21 protein-coding genes are annotated in these 16,955 nt (G+C 45.2%); 2 read left to right on the plus strand and 19 right to left on the minus strand.

Annotated features, from left to right (window positions below; all coding sequences use genetic code 11):
* Positions 1 to 16: 16 nt before the first annotated feature.
* The 13 genes from AB3489_RS10600 to AB3489_RS10660 all read right to left on the minus strand — a co-directional run bounded on the left by AB3489_RS10600 (position 17) and on the right by AB3489_RS10660 (position 11,672).
* The gene (locus AB3489_RS10600; protein ID WP_368292839.1) at positions 17 to 1,447 is read right to left on the minus strand and encodes an NADH-quinone oxidoreductase subunit N; all 1,431 of its coding nucleotides are present in this window, start codon (positions 1,445 to 1,447) and stop codon (positions 17 to 19) included.
* Entirely contained in the window at positions 1,447 to 2,985 is a 1,539-nt protein-coding gene (locus AB3489_RS10605) for a NuoM family protein (RefSeq protein ID WP_368292840.1), read from the minus strand. Before AB3489_RS10605 ends, AB3489_RS10600 begins: the two co-directional genes overlap by 1 nt.
* Positions 2,985 to 4,958, minus strand: coding sequence for an NADH-quinone oxidoreductase subunit L (gene nuoL / locus AB3489_RS10610; protein ID WP_368292841.1), 1,974 nt, complete (start codon positions 4,956 to 4,958; stop codon positions 2,985 to 2,987). Before nuoL ends, AB3489_RS10605 begins: the two co-directional genes overlap by 1 nt.
* Before the next feature lie 37 nt (positions 4,959 to 4,995).
* Positions 4,996 to 5,331, minus strand: coding sequence for an NADH-quinone oxidoreductase subunit NuoK (gene nuoK, locus AB3489_RS10615; RefSeq protein ID WP_368292842.1), 336 nt, complete (start codon positions 5,329 to 5,331; stop codon positions 4,996 to 4,998).
* Positions 5,328 to 5,828 carry an NADH-quinone oxidoreductase subunit J gene (locus tag AB3489_RS10620; RefSeq protein ID WP_368292843.1) on the minus strand — a complete coding sequence of 167 codons (501 nt, stop codon included), beginning with the start codon at positions 5,826 to 5,828 and terminating at the stop codon, positions 5,328 to 5,330. The genes nuoK and AB3489_RS10620 overlap by 4 nt, the downstream gene beginning before the upstream one ends.
* On the minus strand, positions 5,828 to 6,241 hold the full coding sequence (locus AB3489_RS10625) for an NADH-quinone oxidoreductase subunit I (protein ID WP_368292844.1): 414 nt from the start codon (positions 6,239 to 6,241) through the stop codon (positions 5,828 to 5,830). The genes AB3489_RS10620 and AB3489_RS10625 overlap by 1 nt, the downstream gene beginning before the upstream one ends.
* Positions 6,242 to 6,253: 12 nt before the next feature.
* Complete coding sequence (nuoH, locus tag AB3489_RS10630; protein ID WP_368292845.1) at positions 6,254 to 7,300, minus strand: NADH-quinone oxidoreductase subunit NuoH; 1,047 nt, start codon at positions 7,298 to 7,300, stop codon at positions 6,254 to 6,256.
* Positions 7,301 to 7,336: 36 nt separating this feature from the next.
* Positions 7,337 to 8,446 (minus strand): NADH-quinone oxidoreductase subunit D, encoded by a 1,110-nt coding sequence (locus AB3489_RS10635; RefSeq protein WP_368292846.1) that lies wholly within the window; start codon positions 8,444 to 8,446, stop codon positions 7,337 to 7,339.
* A 35-nt stretch (positions 8,447 to 8,481) separates the two neighbouring features.
* Positions 8,482 to 8,943 carry an NADH-quinone oxidoreductase subunit C gene (locus AB3489_RS10640; protein ID WP_368292847.1) on the minus strand — a complete coding sequence of 154 codons (462 nt, stop codon included), beginning with the start codon at positions 8,941 to 8,943 and terminating at the stop codon, positions 8,482 to 8,484.
* Positions 8,936 to 9,475: an NADH-quinone oxidoreductase subunit B gene (locus tag AB3489_RS10645; RefSeq protein ID WP_019225116.1), complete on the minus strand. Its 540-nt coding sequence runs from the start codon at positions 9,473 to 9,475 to the stop codon at positions 8,936 to 8,938. The genes AB3489_RS10640 and AB3489_RS10645 overlap by 8 nt, the downstream gene beginning before the upstream one ends.
* Positions 9,466 to 9,822: an NADH-quinone oxidoreductase subunit A gene (locus AB3489_RS10650; protein ID WP_019225115.1), complete on the minus strand. Its 357-nt coding sequence runs from the start codon at positions 9,820 to 9,822 to the stop codon at positions 9,466 to 9,468. Before AB3489_RS10650 ends, AB3489_RS10645 begins: the two co-directional genes overlap by 10 nt.
* A 300-nt stretch (positions 9,823 to 10,122) precedes the next feature.
* Complete coding sequence (locus AB3489_RS10655) at positions 10,123 to 10,503, minus strand: desulfoferrodoxin (RefSeq protein ID WP_368292848.1); 381 nt, start codon at positions 10,501 to 10,503, stop codon at positions 10,123 to 10,125.
* Entirely contained in the window at positions 10,500 to 11,672 is a 1,173-nt protein-coding gene (locus tag AB3489_RS10660) for an FprA family A-type flavoprotein (RefSeq protein WP_368292849.1), read from the minus strand. The genes AB3489_RS10655 and AB3489_RS10660 overlap by 4 nt, the downstream gene beginning before the upstream one ends.
* 255 nt (positions 11,673 to 11,927) lie before the next feature.
* On the opposite strand from AB3489_RS10660, the gene AB3489_RS10665 reads away from it, so the two are divergent.
* Positions 11,928 to 12,185 carry a hypothetical protein gene (locus AB3489_RS10665; RefSeq protein WP_368292850.1) on the plus strand — a complete coding sequence of 86 codons (258 nt, stop codon included), beginning with the start codon at positions 11,928 to 11,930 and terminating at the stop codon, positions 12,183 to 12,185.
* Between the two features lie 199 nt (positions 12,186 to 12,384).
* Complete coding sequence (locus tag AB3489_RS10670) at positions 12,385 to 13,212, plus strand: histidine kinase (RefSeq protein WP_368292851.1); 828 nt, start codon at positions 12,385 to 12,387, stop codon at positions 13,210 to 13,212.
* A 225-nt stretch (positions 13,213 to 13,437) separates the two neighbouring features.
* Here the strand turns inward: AB3489_RS10670 and rbr are convergent, their stop codons facing one another.
* From rbr to AB3489_RS10700, 6 genes are all read right to left on the minus strand, one after another.
* The gene (gene rbr / locus AB3489_RS10675) at positions 13,438 to 13,974 is read right to left on the minus strand and encodes a rubrerythrin (RefSeq protein WP_368292852.1); all 537 of its coding nucleotides are present in this window, start codon (positions 13,972 to 13,974) and stop codon (positions 13,438 to 13,440) included.
* Positions 13,975 to 14,161: 187 nt separating this feature from the next.
* On the minus strand, positions 14,162 to 14,920 hold the full coding sequence (locus AB3489_RS10680) for a fumarylacetoacetate hydrolase family protein (RefSeq protein ID WP_368292853.1): 759 nt from the start codon (positions 14,918 to 14,920) through the stop codon (positions 14,162 to 14,164).
* A gap of 26 nt (positions 14,921 to 14,946) precedes the next feature.
* Positions 14,947 to 15,594: a hemolysin III family protein gene (locus AB3489_RS10685; RefSeq protein ID WP_368292854.1), complete on the minus strand. Its 648-nt coding sequence runs from the start codon at positions 15,592 to 15,594 to the stop codon at positions 14,947 to 14,949.
* A gap of 88 nt (positions 15,595 to 15,682) precedes the next feature.
* Positions 15,683 to 15,805 (minus strand): cyclic lactone autoinducer peptide, encoded by a 123-nt coding sequence (locus AB3489_RS10690; RefSeq protein WP_019225107.1) that lies wholly within the window; start codon positions 15,803 to 15,805, stop codon positions 15,683 to 15,685.
* Entirely contained in the window at positions 15,802 to 16,389 is a 588-nt protein-coding gene (locus AB3489_RS10695) for an accessory gene regulator ArgB-like protein (RefSeq protein ID WP_368292855.1), read from the minus strand. The genes AB3489_RS10690 and AB3489_RS10695 overlap by 4 nt, the downstream gene beginning before the upstream one ends.
* A 20-nt stretch (positions 16,390 to 16,409) precedes the next feature.
* Positions 16,410 to 16,862 (minus strand): hypothetical protein, encoded by a 453-nt coding sequence (locus tag AB3489_RS10700; RefSeq protein WP_368292856.1) that lies wholly within the window; start codon positions 16,860 to 16,862, stop codon positions 16,410 to 16,412.
* Positions 16,863 to 16,955 lie beyond the last annotated feature (93 nt).

Genomic DNA, 16,955 nt, shown 5'->3' on the forward strand with positions numbered 1-16,955 from the left:
GATGCCTTCATTTACATCAGAAAGGAAACATCGCATTTCCAGCCGTATTTGCCAGTACTGACAGTGGTTCGGCATAGACACCGAGAACCAGCGTGAGGACCAGAATCAGCAGTAGGGTAACATTGGTTCCGACCGGAACCTTGATCGGTGTGCTGGATACAGGATCGTTCATATACATGGCTTTAACCACGAGCAAATAGTAATAGACGGAAACCATGCTCATGACCAGACCGAGAATGACGAGCCATAAATAGCCCTGGTTGACGATCGAAGAAAACAAATAAAGTTTGCCGACAAAACCGGCGAGAGGCGGTATCCCTGCCATCGACAGGAGACATACCGTCAGCACGGCGGCCATAAACGGTGAACGCTGGGCAAGCCCTGCATAATCTTTAATCTCTTCACTCCCCGTATTCTGGGAGAATGTGATGACAACCGCAAAAGCACCGATCGTCGCAAACACATACACCATCGAATAGAACGCAACTGCTTTGATCCCAGCGGAACTTATGGCGATAATTCCCGTGATAATATAGCCGGCCTGCGCGATACTCGAGTAAGCGAGCATTCTCTTGATATTGGTCTGCGGGATGGCAGCAATGTTTCCGATGACCATCGTCATCGCAGCCATAATCGCCAGGATATACGTCCATTGTCCGCTGTAGCTTGGCAGTGCTTCAATCAGGATACGGGCCAACGCTGCAAAAGAAGCCGCTTTGGAACCGGTGGCGAGGAAGGTGGTGACAGGTGTCGGCGCACCTTCGTAGACATCCGGTGACCACATATGGAAAGGCACCAGCGAAACTTTAAAGCCAAGTCCTGACAGCAGGAAGATGATTCCAACGAGAATCGCCGGCGACAATCCATCCATCTGCTTAATGCTTTCAGCAATATCACGGATCACAAACGTACCGGTCATGCCATAGACCAGGCTTAAACCGTACAGCAGGATTCCGGAGGAGACCGCTCCAAGAATCAGGTATTTGACCCCGGCTTCAGAGGACTTCAGATCGGTCTTGTAGCCTGCCAGGATGTAGAATGAAATTGTCATGGTTTCCAGCGCGACATAAAGTGTCAGCAGGTCTCCGGCGGAAACCAGCACCATCATGCCCAGCGCAGCAACGAGGGTGATGACATAGAACTCATAGTTGCCGCCCATTTTCCTGACATACACCGTGGAGGTCAGGATGACCAGAACGGCAGCTATCAGGAACAGCTGTTTAAAGAACACGGCAAAATCATCGACGATGAACATGCCGTCCATCACACTGGTATTCTGTCCATAGCTTCCGAAACTGTATACGAGGATCACCGCAAGTCCCACGGCAATGACGTAACCAAGCCTATGCCGTTTTTCTTTGGACAGGAACAAGCCGACAGCCAGGACCACCAGTCCAAGGAGTGCAGTTGCAATTTCAGTGGTAAATAAAGAAAAGTTTATATTCATTACAGGTTACCTCCTATCTGGGAGCTGGCCTCGACCAGTCTTTCAGCAATAGGCTCTATCCCTGAATTGACCATATCCATCAGCAAGGATGGGAATAAACCGAAGATGACGGTGAACGCGACCAGAACGATGACCGGAATCATATAGGAGCCTTTGATATCCATTTTTCCGTCCCATTCTGTCTTGCGTGGTCCAAACAGTACATTGGCTGCCATTCTGAGGACATAGACGGCTCCAATAATAATTCCCGTCAGGGCCAGAATCGCAGGAATCCTGATGGCCGGTTCGCTAAAAGCACCCATAAATACGGTGAACTCAGGAACAAACGTAATTAAGCCCGGCAGTCCGGCCGAAGCCATCGTCGCTACTAGGAACACACCGGCTAGACGCGGCATCTGATGTGCGACCCCTCCGAGATCAGGGATATGCCTAGTTTTCGTTTCAGCATAGATATAGCCGACGACCGAGAAGAACAGGGCCGCCATGATGCCATGCGCGAACATATTGGCAACCGCACCGTTCAGACCAATCACATTAAGCGATGCGATACCGATCAGTACGAAACCCATATGGCTCACGCTGGAATATCCGACGACATATTTCATGTCTTTTTGGGCCAGGCTGATGAACGCCGCGTACAGCACGTTGCAGACAGCCAGGATTGCAATCAGCGGCGCCCAGAATTTAGCACCGAGCGGGAATATAAAGATACCGATTCGGATAAGACCATAGCCGCCAATCTTTTTCAGAACACCGGCGTGAATCATGGAAACCGCAGTCGGCGCACCGGCATATCCGTCCGGTGACCAAGAGTGAAACGGAAACATGGAGATCAGGGACGTGAAGCCAAGCGCCATCAAGCCAAAGATCGCAATCTGAAGGTTTCTGGAGAAGTTCAGCGTGGCGAGCTTTTCAATATCAAAGGTCGGCGTTCCAAGCATATTGCCGGCCAATACATACATCCAAATCAATCCGGCCAGAAGGAAGGCGCTTCCGATCAGTAGATAGATCGTCAGTTTCATACCGGCGTATTCTTTGTTGACATCTTTTGTTTTGCTGCCGCTTCCCCAGATGATCACCATGATGTAAATCGGAATGACCACCACTTCATAGAACAAGAAGAAGATAAACAGGTCCCTGGCAATAAAAGTTCCCATGACACCGGCAATCAGGATCAGCAGCAGGATATAGAACTCTTTGGCTCTTTTCTCGATACTCCAGGAACGGGAGAACACTGCTGAAAAGCCAATAACGTTGGTCAGCAGCAGGAGAGGCAGGCTCAGGCCGTCAACCCCAAGCGAATAAACAACACCCAAGTCCGTCACAAACGGAATATCTTCCGTAAAGGCGAACCCACCGACAGCCAAGTTCTGCGTGTAATAAATATAATACACAAAAATGGACAGGGCAAGGGAAATGAACGTCGTGATGCCGGCAACGGCTTTGATCGCGCCGGATCTTTCTTTCGGTATAAAGACACTGATCAGCGCACCGATGATCGGTGCCAGTAAAATGGTGGTTAAGACAGGAAAATTCATTACTTGACACCTCCCAGCAGCCCGATATTCAGTTGACCTAAGTCTGCAGTTGTTAAAATCATGATCAGGACGATCACACCAACAAAGAAGACCATTGCATAGTGCTGAAGGTTGCCGGTATTGACTCTACGGGCAGCATCACCTGAATCCCGGGTAAGCTTCGCAAGACCGTTGACAATACCGTCGACGATAACCACATCAACCCACCACAAAATCCGTCCCAACCCATCAATGATGTGATTAATGACCCAGAGGTAAAACTCATCAATATAGTATTTATTAAGCGAAAGCTTATACAGGAACGGGATCTTTTGGGCAACGGCTTCAGCTGAGAATGTCTTCTTCAGATAGAACAGCGCAGCCGTTCCAATTCCGATCAACGCCAACGCTGTTGACAGGATGATCAGGAACCAGTTTGCTTCCACCTCGTGGAAATGGCCCAACCGGACAAAGTAACCAAAAGCATGTCCTTCCCCAAGTCCCGGCCAGCCTACCCAGCCGCCGGCCAGCGAAAACACAGCAAGAATGATGAGCGGGATCGTCATGGTCTTCGGTGCTTCATGCGGATGCGCATCGTGGCTTCTGAGTTCACCGTGGAAGCAGATGAAGAACATCCTGAACATATAAAATGCCGTCATTAGGGCTGTCAACGCGGCCAGAATAAACAGGACCGTGTAGACGCCCTGAAACGGACCGGCAGCATGTCCCGATAATGATGAAGCAGCATAGGTGACTTCCAGGATCAGGTCCTTACTGAAGAAGCCGGCAAACGGAAAGATACCGGAAATGGCCAGGCAGCCAACCAGCATGGTCCAGTAAGTAACCGGCATGTATTTTTTCAAACCGCCGTATTTCGCAATGCTGGCTTCATTGTGCATCGCATGAAGCACAGCGCCTGCGCAAAGGAAGAGCAACGCTTTGAAGAAAGCGTGGGTGAACAAATGAAACATACTGGCGGTAAGGCTTCCTGCTCCAAGGGCCAGCATCATGTAGCCGAGCTGGGAAACCGTTGAGTAAGCCAGGATCTTTTTCATCTCGGTCTGCGTTAAGGCAATAGAGGCCGCAAAGATTGCGGTGAAACCGCCGATAATCGCCACAAAAACCATTGCCGTAGGAAGCGTAATGAACAGCGTAAGCGTTCTGCCAACCAGATAGACCCCTGCCACAACCATGGTAGCCGCATGGATCAGTGCACTGACCGGAGTAGGGCCTTCCATGGCGTCGGGAAGCCAAACATGGAACGGGAACTGACCGGATTTGGCCATAGGTCCGAGGAACAGCACGATCGCGATTGCCGTCAGCGCACCAGCCGAGAGGGTGGTGTACTGCGCAAAATTCGGGATCATTTCAGCGAGTTCCTGCAGGTCAAGGGTCCCGAAGTTGACTTGCAGAAGAATAATCCCCAGAAGCAGGCCGAAGTCCCCTGCCCGGCAAGTAATGAACGCCTTTTTCGCTGCTTCACGCGCTGGATTCTTCTCGTACCAGAAACCAATCAGCAGATAGGAACACAGGCCGACCAGTTCCCAGAACACAAACATTTGCAGAAGGTTCGGCGCAATGACCAACCCCAGCATCGAGGCGGCAAAGAGCGAAAGGTAGGAATAAAAACGGGAAAATCCAGGATCTCCGTGCATATAGCCGAGAGAATAAATCTGGACCAAAGACGCGACCAACGTCACTACGAAAAGCATCATGGCCGATGTAGGATCGATCTGCGTTCCTACGTCGATCGTGAGCCCATGCATACTGAACCAAGGAACAACGACTTTTAAAGGATGTTCTATTAAGAATTCGCCGCGTTGAAGTACGCCTATTCCAATAGCAACCGACAGTACAAACGATACAAGGATGCCCAGAATGGAAATGAAAGCGCTTAGCTTTTGCGAGGGTTTCGTCACAAAGACGATCAGAGCAAAGGCCAACGCTGGCAACAACGGAATCAACCAGGCGTTATTCAAAGCAAAATCAATCATTATAGTAAATTACACCTGCCTTTATCTTGAATTAAGACTACCATTTCATTGAATCGATATCATCCGCTTCAACTGACTTGTGCTGGCGGTAGACAGAGATAATCAAGGCCAAGCCTACCGATACTTCCGCTGCTGCCAAGGCGATCACAAAAAGCGCAAAGACGTGGCCGTGCAGAGCCGGAGCGGTGGTATATCTGTTAAATGCAACAAGATTGATGTTGACTGAACTCAGCATGATTTCCATTCCCATGAGGATCGCAATCAGGTTTCTTTTGGCCAGAACACTGAAAAGCCCGATGAAGAAAAGAGTTCCGCTAAGAATCAGAAAATGCGGCAATCCAATGTTGAATAGAAAATGGATGACACTACTCATGAGGACTTTTTCACCTCTTTCACAATAACAATCGCGCCGAGCATGGCCACCAGCAACAGTACTGCGGTCACTTCAAACGCAACGACGTATTTTGTCAGCATCAAATTGGCAATTTCCTTTGCTGTTGACTCCGGAGGTATCAAATCCTTAAGTGGCCACTTCGTTGTCAGTACCATTACCGCATTCACGACGATCATGATCAGCGAGAGCAGCGCGCCCGGAATCAGGTTCCTGGAGAACAAGTTTGTCGTTTTCATATCCCCGCGCATGGTAAACATGATCGCGAAAACAACAAAGATCGTAATCGCCCCGGCATAAATCAGAACCTGGGTGGCGGCCAGAAAATCAGCATGCAGCAGAACAAAAACCCCCGCAATACCCAAGAATGCTACCAGCATTAAAAGTGCACTGTGAAAGATATTTTTGCTGATGACCATCATAAGTGCCGAACCGAGGGTAACGATGGCAATTACGTAAAACATCACTGTAAAGCCCATCACGCTTCACTCCTTTCAGCCTGAACCGACTGAGGCTCGGCTTTATAGAGGATTCTGTTAAGATCTTCCCGGAAGAAGACCGTCTGTTCAAAAGCTTGCGTATTGTACAAAGCACCTTGAGGACAGGCCTCAACACAAAACCCGCAGAAAATACAGCTTTCCATCAGCATACGATACTGAACCAGCTTTCTTTTGTTGTTCTCATCCTTATAGCTTTCAATGGAGATAATCCCGTTGGGACAAGCGTTGACGCAAAGTCCGCATGCCGTACATTTATCCGGGGTCAGTTCAAACCATCCCCGGGAGCGCTTCGGCAGGTTAGGCTTTTGCTCCGGGTACATCTCCGTAACTTTCTTCTTAAAAAAGTGTCTGATTGATATGCTTAAGCCTTTTAAAAGTCCTTGTCCGTACACGATTTCACCACCTTAACCTGCAATCATCCGGTAGACGTAAACGCCAATGCCGGTGATCACAATATTGAATAACGTAAGCGGAATCAGGAATTTCCAGCCAATATGCATCAAATGCTCGACCTTTACCCTGACAAATGTCCATCTGACCCACATGAACAGGAAAATCATCAAGTAAATTTTAAGCATCATCCAGATGAATCCCGGTATGAAGGTCAAGCCAAACGGTGCATTCCAGCCGCCGAGGAACACAACCGCTGCAATCGCCGAGACCGCAACCAGATGGGTATATTCAGCGACCATAAACAACGCATAGCGGATACCCGAATACTCAACGAAATATCCCGCAACCAACTCCTGCTCCCCTTCCGCCAAGTCGAACGGTCCACGGTTTGTTTCCGCGATGGAACAAACAAAATAAGCGAAGAAGGCAAGAATCTGTGGAAAGATAAACCAGACGTTTTTCTGGGCATCGACAATCTCGGTAAGGCTTAAGCTTCCGGTGATCATGACGATGCCGAGCAAAGAAAAGGCCAGCGGAATTTCATAGCTGATCATCTGAGCAGCCGTTCTCATGCCGCCGAGCAGCGCGTATTTATTATTGGAAGCAAAACCGGCCATGACAAAGGCAATCGTTCCTGTGGAACCGATCGCAATAAAGTACAATAGTCCGACATTCAAATCTTCCAGGATCATACCTTTGCCGAGAGGAATAACGGCCCAGCCCATAATTGCTGTAAGGAATGCGCAGATACTGGCAATCTTAAATACCGGTCTGTCCACGTTTTCGGGAATGATATCCTCTTTTCCGAGCATTTTGACAATATCAACTGGGAACTGCAGAAAACCTGCAGGTCCAAGGCGGTTGGGGCCGACGCGGTCAGCGTAAAAAGCAGCAAACTTACGTTCCAGCCAGACCAGAACAATCAGGTTCGTTAGCACAAAGATAATGACAATTAAAACCAGAATGGTTTTAATCAATATTTCAGCAGGCAATGCCGGTATTCCAATCCCAACAAGCCATTGTCTGAACATATCGACCCAAACAAGAAATAGTACCATATTTTCCTCCATCTTCTGAATTCTTGTTTCTGTCTGTTAGCGATCAATTTCTCCCAACACAATGTCTAAGGAAGCAAAGGCAACGACTGCATCCTGCAGATGCAAACCGACAGCCATTTCTTCAAAAACTGCCACATTTACAAAACAGGGAGAACAAATCCTTAAACGGTAAGGTTTGGCTGTACCGTCACTCACAATATGGAAACCAAGATGCCCTTTGGAATGCTCGATACGGTGATAGACTTCTCCGGCAGGAGGTTTAATTATTTTCGGGACCTTGGCCAAAACCGGACCTTCCGGAAGTTCTCTATAAGCCTGTTCCAGAATTTTGACGCTTTCAGCCATCTCGTCCATACGAACGATATAACGATCAAACGTGTCCCCAGTCTGACGGACCGGCACATTGAATTTAAAACGGTCATAGATCCCATATGGCTCGTCCCGACGCAGATCATAATCAATGCCTGAAGCCCTGGCCGAAGGACCGGATATCCCGTAATTCAAAGCTTTTTCGCGGGAAAGCGGGGCAACCCCCTTTGTACGGGCCTGGAAGATCTCATTGCCGGTTAATATACCGTGGTACTCTTCCATGCATTTAGGCATGATATCGAGCAATTTGCGCAGGGCAGGCATAAATTCTTCATTTAGATCCGCTGCAACGCCACCAAACCGCATATAATTCGGCATCATGCGGCTGCCGGCTGCCATTTCAAATAAATCCAAAATCGTGTCTCTCTCGCGGAACCCGTAGGTCCAAGGTGTGAAACCGGCCATGTCCAGCGCCATCGAGGAATAAAACACCAAGTGGCTGGCGATACGCTGAAGTTCAGCCATAATCACCCGGATATATTCGGCCCGTTCGGGAACCTGATTGGAAATACCCATCAATTTTTCCACCGTACGGACATAAGCCTCTTCATTCAACATGCCTGAAACATAGTCCAACCGTCCGTTGTACGGAATAAACTGGGTATAGGTACGGGACTCCGCCAGTTTTTCAATGCCGCGGTGCAGATAACCGATATGGTTCACGCACTTGGTGATATATTCGCCCTCCATTGTGAACACGCCGCGATACACCCCGTGCGTACTGGGGTGCTGAGGACCAAAGTTTAAGTTCATCTCCTGGGTTCTTATGTCATTCATTCTTACACCTCAAATTCTGTTTCGCATTTTGGTGTTTAATCAGCCTGCTGCGTAAAATCTTTGCGCAAAGGATGTCCGGCAAAGTCCTCCGGCAGCAGAATCCTTCTGAGATCAGGATGATCATTAAATAGAATCCCCATCAAATCGAAAACTTCCCTTTCGTGTACCTGAGCCGCTTTCCAGACGGAACTGACCGACGGTACCCAGCAGGGATTCTCTTTGCTTATTTCCACTTTAACAGTCAAATAATGTTTATGCTCAATCGAGAACAGGTGATAGATCACAGTGAAGTTCTCCGGATAATCCACAGAGCTTAGATTCATCAGAACATCGAATTTGTACTGTGGATTTTCCCTAAGTTCCTGCATGGTCTCCCCAAGCTTCAAGCGGGATACTTTTATGGAATCTTCCGTATTGTCCTCAAAGACTTCTGCTTGAGCATCCATCTTCTCATTAAGAAAGGCAACCAATGCTTGACGATCCATCTTCTTATCCATTCTGCATGATCCTCTCCTTGTTGTTCTCAGCGAACTTTCTGGGATTCGTCACTTTTTTCCGCAGCTCGAGAAGTCCGTAGAACAGTGCTTCGGGTCTCGGCGGACAGCCCGGTACGTAGACATCTACCGGCAAGAACGTATCGGCTCCTTTCACAACACTATAGGAGTCTTTGAACGGACCACCGCTGATCGCACAGCTGCCCATCGCCAGCACGTATTTTGGTTCGGCCATTTGTTCATACAGTCGGGCAACAATCGGTTCCATTTTTTTCGTGACTGTCCCCGCGATAATCAGAAGGTCGCACTGACGCGGCGAAGGTCTGAATACTTCGGACCCGAAACGCGCGATGTCATAGCGGGCATCTCCAGCCGCCATCATTTCAAACGCACAGCAGGCCAAACCGAACGTCAGCGGCCAGAAGGACCGGGAGCGGCACCAGTTTAACGCATCTTCGATCTTGCACATGATAATATTGTTGGGCATCTCATATTCCGGCACTTCAACTTTATAGTTTTTCTTGACTACATCCATTCCAGAGCACCTTCCTTCCAGGCATAGGCAAATCCAAGGATGAGAATTGCAATAAAGATCACCATCTCAACAATGGCAAACAAGCCCAAATTTTGGAACAACATGGCCCAAGGATAGAGGAAAATTGTTTCGACATCAAAAACCACAAAAATTAAAGCATACATAAAGTAACTAATTTTGAAACGAATCCACGTATCCCCCTGGGTATCAAGGCCACACTCGTAAGTCAACAATTTTGCCTTGGTTGGATTGCTAGGACAGAGCAGCCTCTGAACCACCAGCAGAATTACTGGGAATACAATTCCCCACGCTAAAATTACTGCGATCCCTGCGTAGTTAATTAACATTGTCTACCTCCTCTATATATAAATGAAAATGAATTTAAATTCTCACCAGAGAATTATTGCAAGATGCGTGCCAGAAGTATCCGACACTCAACTTATAAAAATAAAGGCCCAAATACAGGCTTTTTCTCAAATTGTTAAAGTCTCGTAAAAACAAAATATCATTCCGAAAAATTCATAAGTGTACAATTTATTTTCAATTTGATCAACTGAAACAAAAAAGAGATGGTAATCTCAGTCTTTATTATACCATCCCTCTCCTATGATCTCATTATCAACTATTAAGAATAATAAACCTTAGGTCTATTTTGTTTTCCAGAGCCCATGCAGATTGCAGTATTCTCTGACCTCGAGAACGGCTGCGATATCTACTGGGAAAGAAGCCTCAGGCTTCTGACCAGGTTTAAGCTCTACACGGCAAATCTTATCTGCAGTCAGAACTTCGATAAACTGAATAAAATGTTTTTCTTCCATGGGGTGCTCAATGCTGCCAACCGTTACTTTAATGCCCTTTTCTGTTGGCTGAACTATCGGAAGGTGTTTTTCCAAACCCATATCTTCCGAACGTCCCTCAAGCTTTTCCATGGGCTGGCCACAGCATACCAAGGCTGGAGCCCCTGTGTGAACAATCTCCACAACATTACCACAGACGTTGCACTTGTAGATCTCTCTTAAATTCGTCATAGGATATTTCCCTCCAACTTCTCTTTCATTTCTTCCAGTTGATCCTCTTCCGGAATATATTGAATCCTGATATTTTCCAGGGTTTCAAAACCGCAGTCCTTCAGATACTGCTCGACTTGCCCGATACTCTGGCCGCTCCAGCCATAAGAACCGAAAGCCAGTCCAATTCTGTCCTTGGGAGCCAGACCCTTCAGATAGGTTAAGAAACTGGCTACACTCGGCATCAGGTTATTATTAAGGGTCGGTGAGCCGACGCAGATATATTTTGCTGTGATCACTTCAGTCATAATATCTGAAATATGGTTATTTTTTAGATCCATGAACCGGACGTTATAGCCCTTTTTCTCAAATGCATCGCTGATGCTCTCCGCAATAATCTCCGTTGCGTTCCACATCGTGTCATAGACAATCACAACCTTTTTTTCCGTGGCATTCGTGGACCATTTTTGATATTCGTTGAGAATTGCCGGGATGTTGGAGCGCCAGATCAGCCCATGGCTGGTCGCAATTACCTCGACATCCAGTCCGCCTAAGCTTCCTAAAGCTTTTTGAACCTGACCGCCGTACGGCAGGACAATATTCGCGTAATATTTCCTGGCTTCTTCCAGGATAACCCCGAGCGGGAGCTCATCATCAAATCTCTCTGTTGAAGCAATATGCTGGCCGAAAGCATCATTCGAGAACAGAATTTTATCTTCCTCAAGGTAGGTCACCATATTATCCGGCCAGTGTACCATTGGGGTCTGGACAAAAGTTAGATTCCTCTTGCCGATATTCAGGACATCTCCTGATTTGACAATCCGATAGTTCCAGTCTTCCCGGAAATGTGCCTTGAGCCCCTTTTCCCCATTGGGGGATGTGACCAGGGTTGCCTTGGTGGCAATCTCCATAATTTCCGGCAAGCTTCCTGAATGGTCCTGCTCAACATGATTGGAAATAACGTAATCAATATCTGCCGGATCAATCACATCCGAAATCCGTTCCAGCATTTCGTCAAATAGGTAATGCTTTACCGTGTCAATTAACGTAATCTTCTCATCAATGATCAGATAAGCATTATATGTACTGCCCCTTTGGGTCAGATACCCATGAAAATTTCTGATGTTCCAGTCAATTCCACCTACCCAGTAGACATTTTCTTTAATTTGAATTGCTTTTATAGAAATCACCTCATATCTTTGTCTTGATATCCACTTCCTAGAATTCACATTTTATTGATTTGTTATTTTCTCTTAATACCTAGTTTATAATATTTCTATTATTTTTTCAACAGCATACTTATTGATAATTATTATAAATCAAAATTACTTTGGTCATTCGGTTAAATCGTTCATGTGAAAGAAGGAAATCATTACGCCTTCCAAGAATATATCTTCAAATATAATGGAGAACTCTATTTTTCTATGACAAAGGAGGCTGAACAAATGTCTTGTTTTAAGCTTATGGCTATAGCTGTTAACCACAGGGCAAAAAATGCTGCCGAAGTACAGGGTGTCTTGACAAAATATGGTTGTATCATCACTGTGAGACTGGGTCTTCATGAGGCCGGTAATGTATGTTCGGACTCAGGGCTAATCATTCTTCAGCTTTCCGGCACTCCCGAAGAGTCGGAATCCTTCGCCGGCGATTTGAACTCGATTCCCGGTGTCAACGCCAAATTTATCGAGATCTGCACCGAGTAAGAAACGCTACTTTTGACTTAAGCAAAAGGCTTCAGATATCAATTTCAAAAGTTTTGTCAGAACAGGTATGATATAAGTTTCGACTGCCTATCTCCTTTCTTTTATTGTTTTTTACAATTTTACAAATTATGCTAAATTATTTACACCTTTTGTAATAAGATAAAGATACCAATATGGAGTCGAAAAGGAGGTATCATTTATGTCGAAAACCCAGGTAAGCGAATTATTAAAGATTCTTGACAGAGAAATTATGACAAAAAAAATACTCTCCGAACTGAATAATTATATCAATTTGAAAGACTCAATCATTGCGGTTATGAAGCATTTAAAGCAGATCACTAATTGTGACGCTATCGGTATTCGCATATATGATGGCAAAGATTATCCCTTTTATGCCTGTGAAGGCCTGCCTGAGATGCAGATTTCTGAAGAACCACCCCTGTGTTCTGTAAACCCTGAACTCAAAATCCTGAAGCTTTCTCAGGATGAATTCTGGTCTACAAAGTGTATCTGCATGGATGTCATCCAGGGAAAAGCAGACAGGAACATTCCTTTTTTCACTTCTCAGGGAAGCTTCTGGGCCAATGATCTGCCTTCGGTCCTTAAAACCAAGGATAAACATTGTATTGCGGCTGGCTTTAAATCTGTGGCTTTGATTCGTATCATGGCCAGGGATAACTGTATCGGTCTGATTCAGTTGTTGTGTAAGTCAGCGCCGTTTTATCTTGATATGATTCTTTACCTCGAAATGGTAGGAACCTACATCGGTATGGCCATCAACAACAGTTTGACCTATACCCGTATGAAGGAAGCCTACGATTCTATGAATCAGCTTATCCCGATGTGTTCAAGCTGCAAAAAAATTAATACCGAGGAAGAAAGCTGGATCACGATTGAGGAATACCTATTCCAGCAAACCGGTTCTGAATTCACCCACACCATTTGCCCCGAGTGCATTCAAAAGCTGTATCCTACCCTCTATCATAAGATTAAGGAAAAGGAAGAAGAAACATTTAAAGCTGTATGATTACAATACCATTATGTTTGGGTAAGTCTGAGGGCCACAATAGCCGCTTACCACGGATGGCACAATACAAAAAGCCTCGCTTCGCATCGTACTCCGCTCACAGCGAGACTGTGGCCCCAGACTGGTATCATCGGTTAACTTGCTGAAAGCCAAATTGTCCAAAAAAAGAAAGACATCATATGAAATGACATCTTTCTTTAGCCAAACTTAGTTACTGTATAATGCTTAATAGTTCTGTGCAATCACTTCAAAGTACGCTTGCGGATGATCGCAGACCGGGCAGGTCTCAGGTGCTTCAGTCCCGACATGAATATGTCCGCAATTACGGCATTTCCAGGTCGTATTTTGCTTTTTGGCAAATATCTCCTTGTTCTGAAGATTCGACAGCAGCTGCTTGTACCTTTCCTCATGTTCCTTTTCTATTTTCCCAACGCCTTCGAATAATGCGGCAATGTCTTCAAATCCTTCTTCTCTGGCCTCTTGCGCCATTCTGGCGTACATACTGGTCCATTCTTCTCTTTCCCCTGCGGCAGCTGCAACAAGATTTTCTGTCGTACAGCCAATCCCCTGGAGCTTCTTAAACCAAATCTTCGCATGTTCTTTTTCATTTTCTGCTGTTTCTAAGAAGATGGCGGCAATCTGCTCGTAACCCTCTTTTTTAGCGGCAGATGCGAAATAGGTATATTTGTTTCTCGCCTGTGATTCTCCGGCAAAAGCCTCCATTAAGTTCTTTTCTGTCTTTGAACCTTTTAAATCTTTCATCTTATAACTCCTCTCTGATTAGACTGGCCCTTGTACTTAGTCAACTCTAAAATGCATGTAAAACATCAGGAAGTATTCCATATGAATTGATCTTATATTTTGAGGACCTAAAAAGATTTTAAACGATCTAATATAATAATGCAATAGTTATTTATAATAATTATAATTATTAACCTAGTATAGTTCTTTATATTACATAATTTCTTAACACACCGATCTTCTCTATATGAGCTTCTACCCTATCTCCAGGATTCATTGCTCCAATTCCGCCAGGTGTTCCGGTCAAAATAACGTCACCGGGCAGCAAAGTCATGATTGCCGACAGATATTCCACAAGCTCAAAGCATCGGAAAACCAGATTCTTTGTGTTGGAACTTTGGCATATTTCTCCGTTCAGAGTAAGCTTGATGGCTAAGTTATCAGGATTGGCGATATCAGTCTCAATCCACGGTCCCAGCGGACAAAATGTATCAAAACCTTTTGCCCTGGACCATTGGCCGTCTTTATGCTGAAGATCCCTGGCAGTCACGTCGTTCCCGATCGTATAACCAAAGATATATTCAACGGCTTTGCTTTGCGCCACATTTTTTGCTTTTTTGCCAATCACGATCGCCAGCTCCGCTTCATAATGCAGGTTTTGAGTTTGAGGCGGATAGACAATATTCTCTTCAGGCCCGATTACACTCGTAGAAGGCTTAAGAAACAGCAAAGGTTCCGCAGGAATGGGCTTGCCAAATTCAATCGCGTGATCCCGGTAATTCAATCCAATACATAATACCTTGGACGGTTCAACAGGTGCCAGAAGCTGCACATCTTCCAGCGAACATATCTGGTCCGTTACCTCATAAACTCCAAAAATATCCCCTTTGACATAGCGGATCATCTGACCTGTCAATACGCCGTACCTGACCTGGTTTTCCGCATCCTTGAATCTAAGAAATCTCATGCGTCTTTACTCCCTCTATGATTGTGTTAACCCATAACATACCGGTAAATAAAAAAATAATGCACAATACTCCCTGCTAATATAAAAAGATGAAATATTTCATGGAACCCAAACTTTCCCAGCCTGATCCACTGAGGTTTCACAGCATAAAAGACCGATCCTACAGAATATAACAGCCCTCCTAGGATTAGAAGGAATAAGCCCTGGTCAGGCATAGCCAGAGAAATTGGGTAAATAAAGAATATGGCAATCCAGCCCAGAAGCAAATAAAAAGCGGTATATAACCAGCGAGGAGCATTGAACCAAACAAGCTTTAAGACGATCCCTAAAGCGGCCAGCGTCCAGATCCCGATCAGCAAGCCCATTCCAAGTGCACCCTGCAATGTGATCAGACAAATCGGCGTATATGTACCTGCGATTAGAACATAGATCATACAATGATCGATTTTCCGCAGCGTACGGATGACCTGTGCGCTGGAGACTACCCAGTGATAGATCATCGAAGCAGAATAAAGCAGAATAAGACTCCCCCCAAAGACTAGGGCAGAACCTAAATAGGCCATACTGTCGTGTTCCAGCGACCGCAGCAGAAGCAGAACCAGCCCGGAGAGCGAAAGTACAGCTCCGAGCATATGGGACATTGAATTGACCGGTTCCCGAATTCTTAAAGACATTTCTTACACTCCCACTGAAGATTTATTCTGTTACAAGCGTCAAAATTGTAAGGATAAAAAATGAGGCGGGAAACCCGCCTCATTTTTTTTATTTTTGCAGTGACTTTGGTGTCTTTGGCTGATAAGCCCAATAACCACAGGCAAAGACAGAACTTGCAGTAGCGAGAAGTACAAGCATGGACGCCATCAGTGTGTAGAGAATTTTTTTCATGTTGTTATCCCCCTTTTTTTATTAAATACAGGCAGAAGGGTCATCGTCTGGAAAACGATCCCCAATACTGCACTGGTATTCACCAGGAAGTTATTACTGACTAACACTACACCAATCGTCAGGATAACGAAACCTATGGAAATAATCTTAAGTTTTCTTCTGAAATTTTGAGAGTGAATAGGTTTGGCCTCACAGTCCACCGGGGCAAGAATAGCAACTAAGGCTAAAGAAAACAGTAAAAAGGCCAGAAGAATACCGGAACTCTGAAAACCGTAGTTAACAATTTCCTTGGCAGTAACACCAAGAATAGAATAAACGACCGCCCCAAAAGCCAGACACTTTAGCGGCGTGTCGAAATGAGCCCCACCGGATACTCTCCGTAGAAATCCCCCGAAAACAGCAGCGATGACCGTGGGCACCAAGGCTTTAAAAAGAAAGGCCATTCCCATTATTGCCAGAAAACCCAGCACTGTTAGAATAAGCGACTCAATGCCATAAGCAACAATTTCTTTTTTATCATCATCAAAATCTAATTCAGCTGTCAGATTACGGGAAATACGCTCACTGATTTGAGAGAGATCCATTTTCTTCCCTCCTGGTATGCCTATCTTTTAACATGTTTCTTTATTTTTAAAATAATTAAACTCACTATGAATAAAACAAATACTTGAGGTAAAGTAATCAGTATCCTTAATCCAACATCTGTGTTTAACATCTCAGTTGAAACGTGAAATACTGGCATTAATAAAGATAAACAAACTGTCTCACCAATAATTAAGGCTAAAAAGCCAAGAAGGCTTGCTACCAAAGCAGCATAAAAATTACTCTTACCCCAGAAAAATAAAAGAACAAATAAAAAGACCAACATAATCACAGTGTGTAAACCAAACAGGATTGGAAAAACCCGAAGTAAATAAGAGGTCAAAGCCAAAATTATCCCCATGGAAACAATTTTTTTCCAAGCAAAAGGCATGCCCGCAATAACATAGGCTAGAGTGACAACAGCAATCTGCTCCGGTATTCCTTGCAAAATAAGTGCTATTATTGGAATTTTCATTGATTTCCTCCTTTGGCATTATATGCATCTAAATTCTACAGCTTTGGTATTTTACCTTTATTAATCTCAAAAATATTTCATAAGTCCTATAAT

Origin of the sequence: Dehalobacter sp. TBBPA1 (genome assembly GCF_040931655.1) — a bacterium.
Lineage (GTDB): Bacteria > Bacillota > Desulfitobacteriia > Desulfitobacteriales > Syntrophobotulaceae > Dehalobacter > Dehalobacter restrictus.

Excerpts from the sequence above, each read along its gene's own strand:
- nuoL (WP_368292841.1), bottom strand. The coding sequence starts at position 4,958 with ATGATTGATTTTGCTTTGAATAACGCCTGGTTGATTCCGTTGTTGCCA.
- AB3489_RS10635 (WP_368292846.1), bottom strand. The coding sequence starts at position 8,446 with ATGAATGACATAAGAACCCAGGAGATGAACTTAAACTTTGGTCCTCAG.
- AB3489_RS10700 (WP_368292856.1), bottom strand. The coding sequence starts at position 16,862 with ATGAAAATTCCAATAATAGCACTTATTTTGCAAGGAATACCGGAGCAG.
- AB3489_RS10640 (WP_368292847.1), bottom strand. The coding sequence starts at position 8,943 with ATGGATAAGAAGATGGATCGTCAAGCATTGGTTGCCTTTCTTAATGAG.
- nuoH (WP_368292845.1), bottom strand. The coding sequence starts at position 7,300 with ATGGTACTATTTCTTGTTTGGGTCGATATGTTCAGACAATGGCTTGTT.
- AB3489_RS10650 (WP_019225115.1), bottom strand. The coding sequence starts at position 9,822 with ATGTTAATTAACTACGCAGGGATCGCAGTAATTTTAGCGTGGGGAATT.
- AB3489_RS10605 (WP_368292840.1), bottom strand. The coding sequence starts at position 2,985 with ATGAATTTTCCTGTCTTAACCACCATTTTACTGGCACCGATCATCGGT.
- AB3489_RS10600 (WP_368292839.1), bottom strand. The coding sequence starts at position 1,447 with ATGAATATAAACTTTTCTTTATTTACCACTGAAATTGCAACTGCACTC.
- rbr (WP_368292852.1), bottom strand. The coding sequence starts at position 13,974 with ATGAAAGATTTAAAAGGTTCAAAGACAGAAAAGAACTTAATGGAGGCT.
- AB3489_RS10690 (WP_019225107.1), bottom strand. The coding sequence starts at position 15,805 with ATGAAAAAAATTCTCTACACACTGATGGCGTCCATGCTTGTACTTCTC.
- nuoK (WP_368292842.1), bottom strand. The coding sequence starts at position 5,331 with ATGAGTAGTGTCATCCATTTTCTATTCAACATTGGATTGCCGCATTTT.
- AB3489_RS10665 (WP_368292850.1), top strand. The coding sequence starts at position 11,928 with ATGTCTTGTTTTAAGCTTATGGCTATAGCTGTTAACCACAGGGCAAAA.
- AB3489_RS10685 (WP_368292854.1), bottom strand. The coding sequence starts at position 15,594 with ATGTCTTTAAGAATTCGGGAACCGGTCAATTCAATGTCCCATATGCTC.
- AB3489_RS10655 (WP_368292848.1), bottom strand. The coding sequence starts at position 10,503 with ATGACGAATTTAAGAGAGATCTACAAGTGCAACGTCTGTGGTAATGTT.
- AB3489_RS10680 (WP_368292853.1), bottom strand. The coding sequence starts at position 14,920 with ATGAGATTTCTTAGATTCAAGGATGCGGAAAACCAGGTCAGGTACGGC.
- AB3489_RS10645 (WP_019225116.1), bottom strand. The coding sequence starts at position 9,475 with ATGGATGTAGTCAAGAAAAACTATAAAGTTGAAGTGCCGGAATATGAG.
- AB3489_RS10620 (WP_368292843.1), bottom strand. The coding sequence starts at position 5,828 with ATGGGCTTTACAGTGATGTTTTACGTAATTGCCATCGTTACCCTCGGT.
- AB3489_RS10670 (WP_368292851.1), top strand. The coding sequence starts at position 12,385 with ATGTCGAAAACCCAGGTAAGCGAATTATTAAAGATTCTTGACAGAGAA.
- AB3489_RS10695 (WP_368292855.1), bottom strand. The coding sequence starts at position 16,389 with ATGGATCTCTCTCAAATCAGTGAGCGTATTTCCCGTAATCTGACAGCT.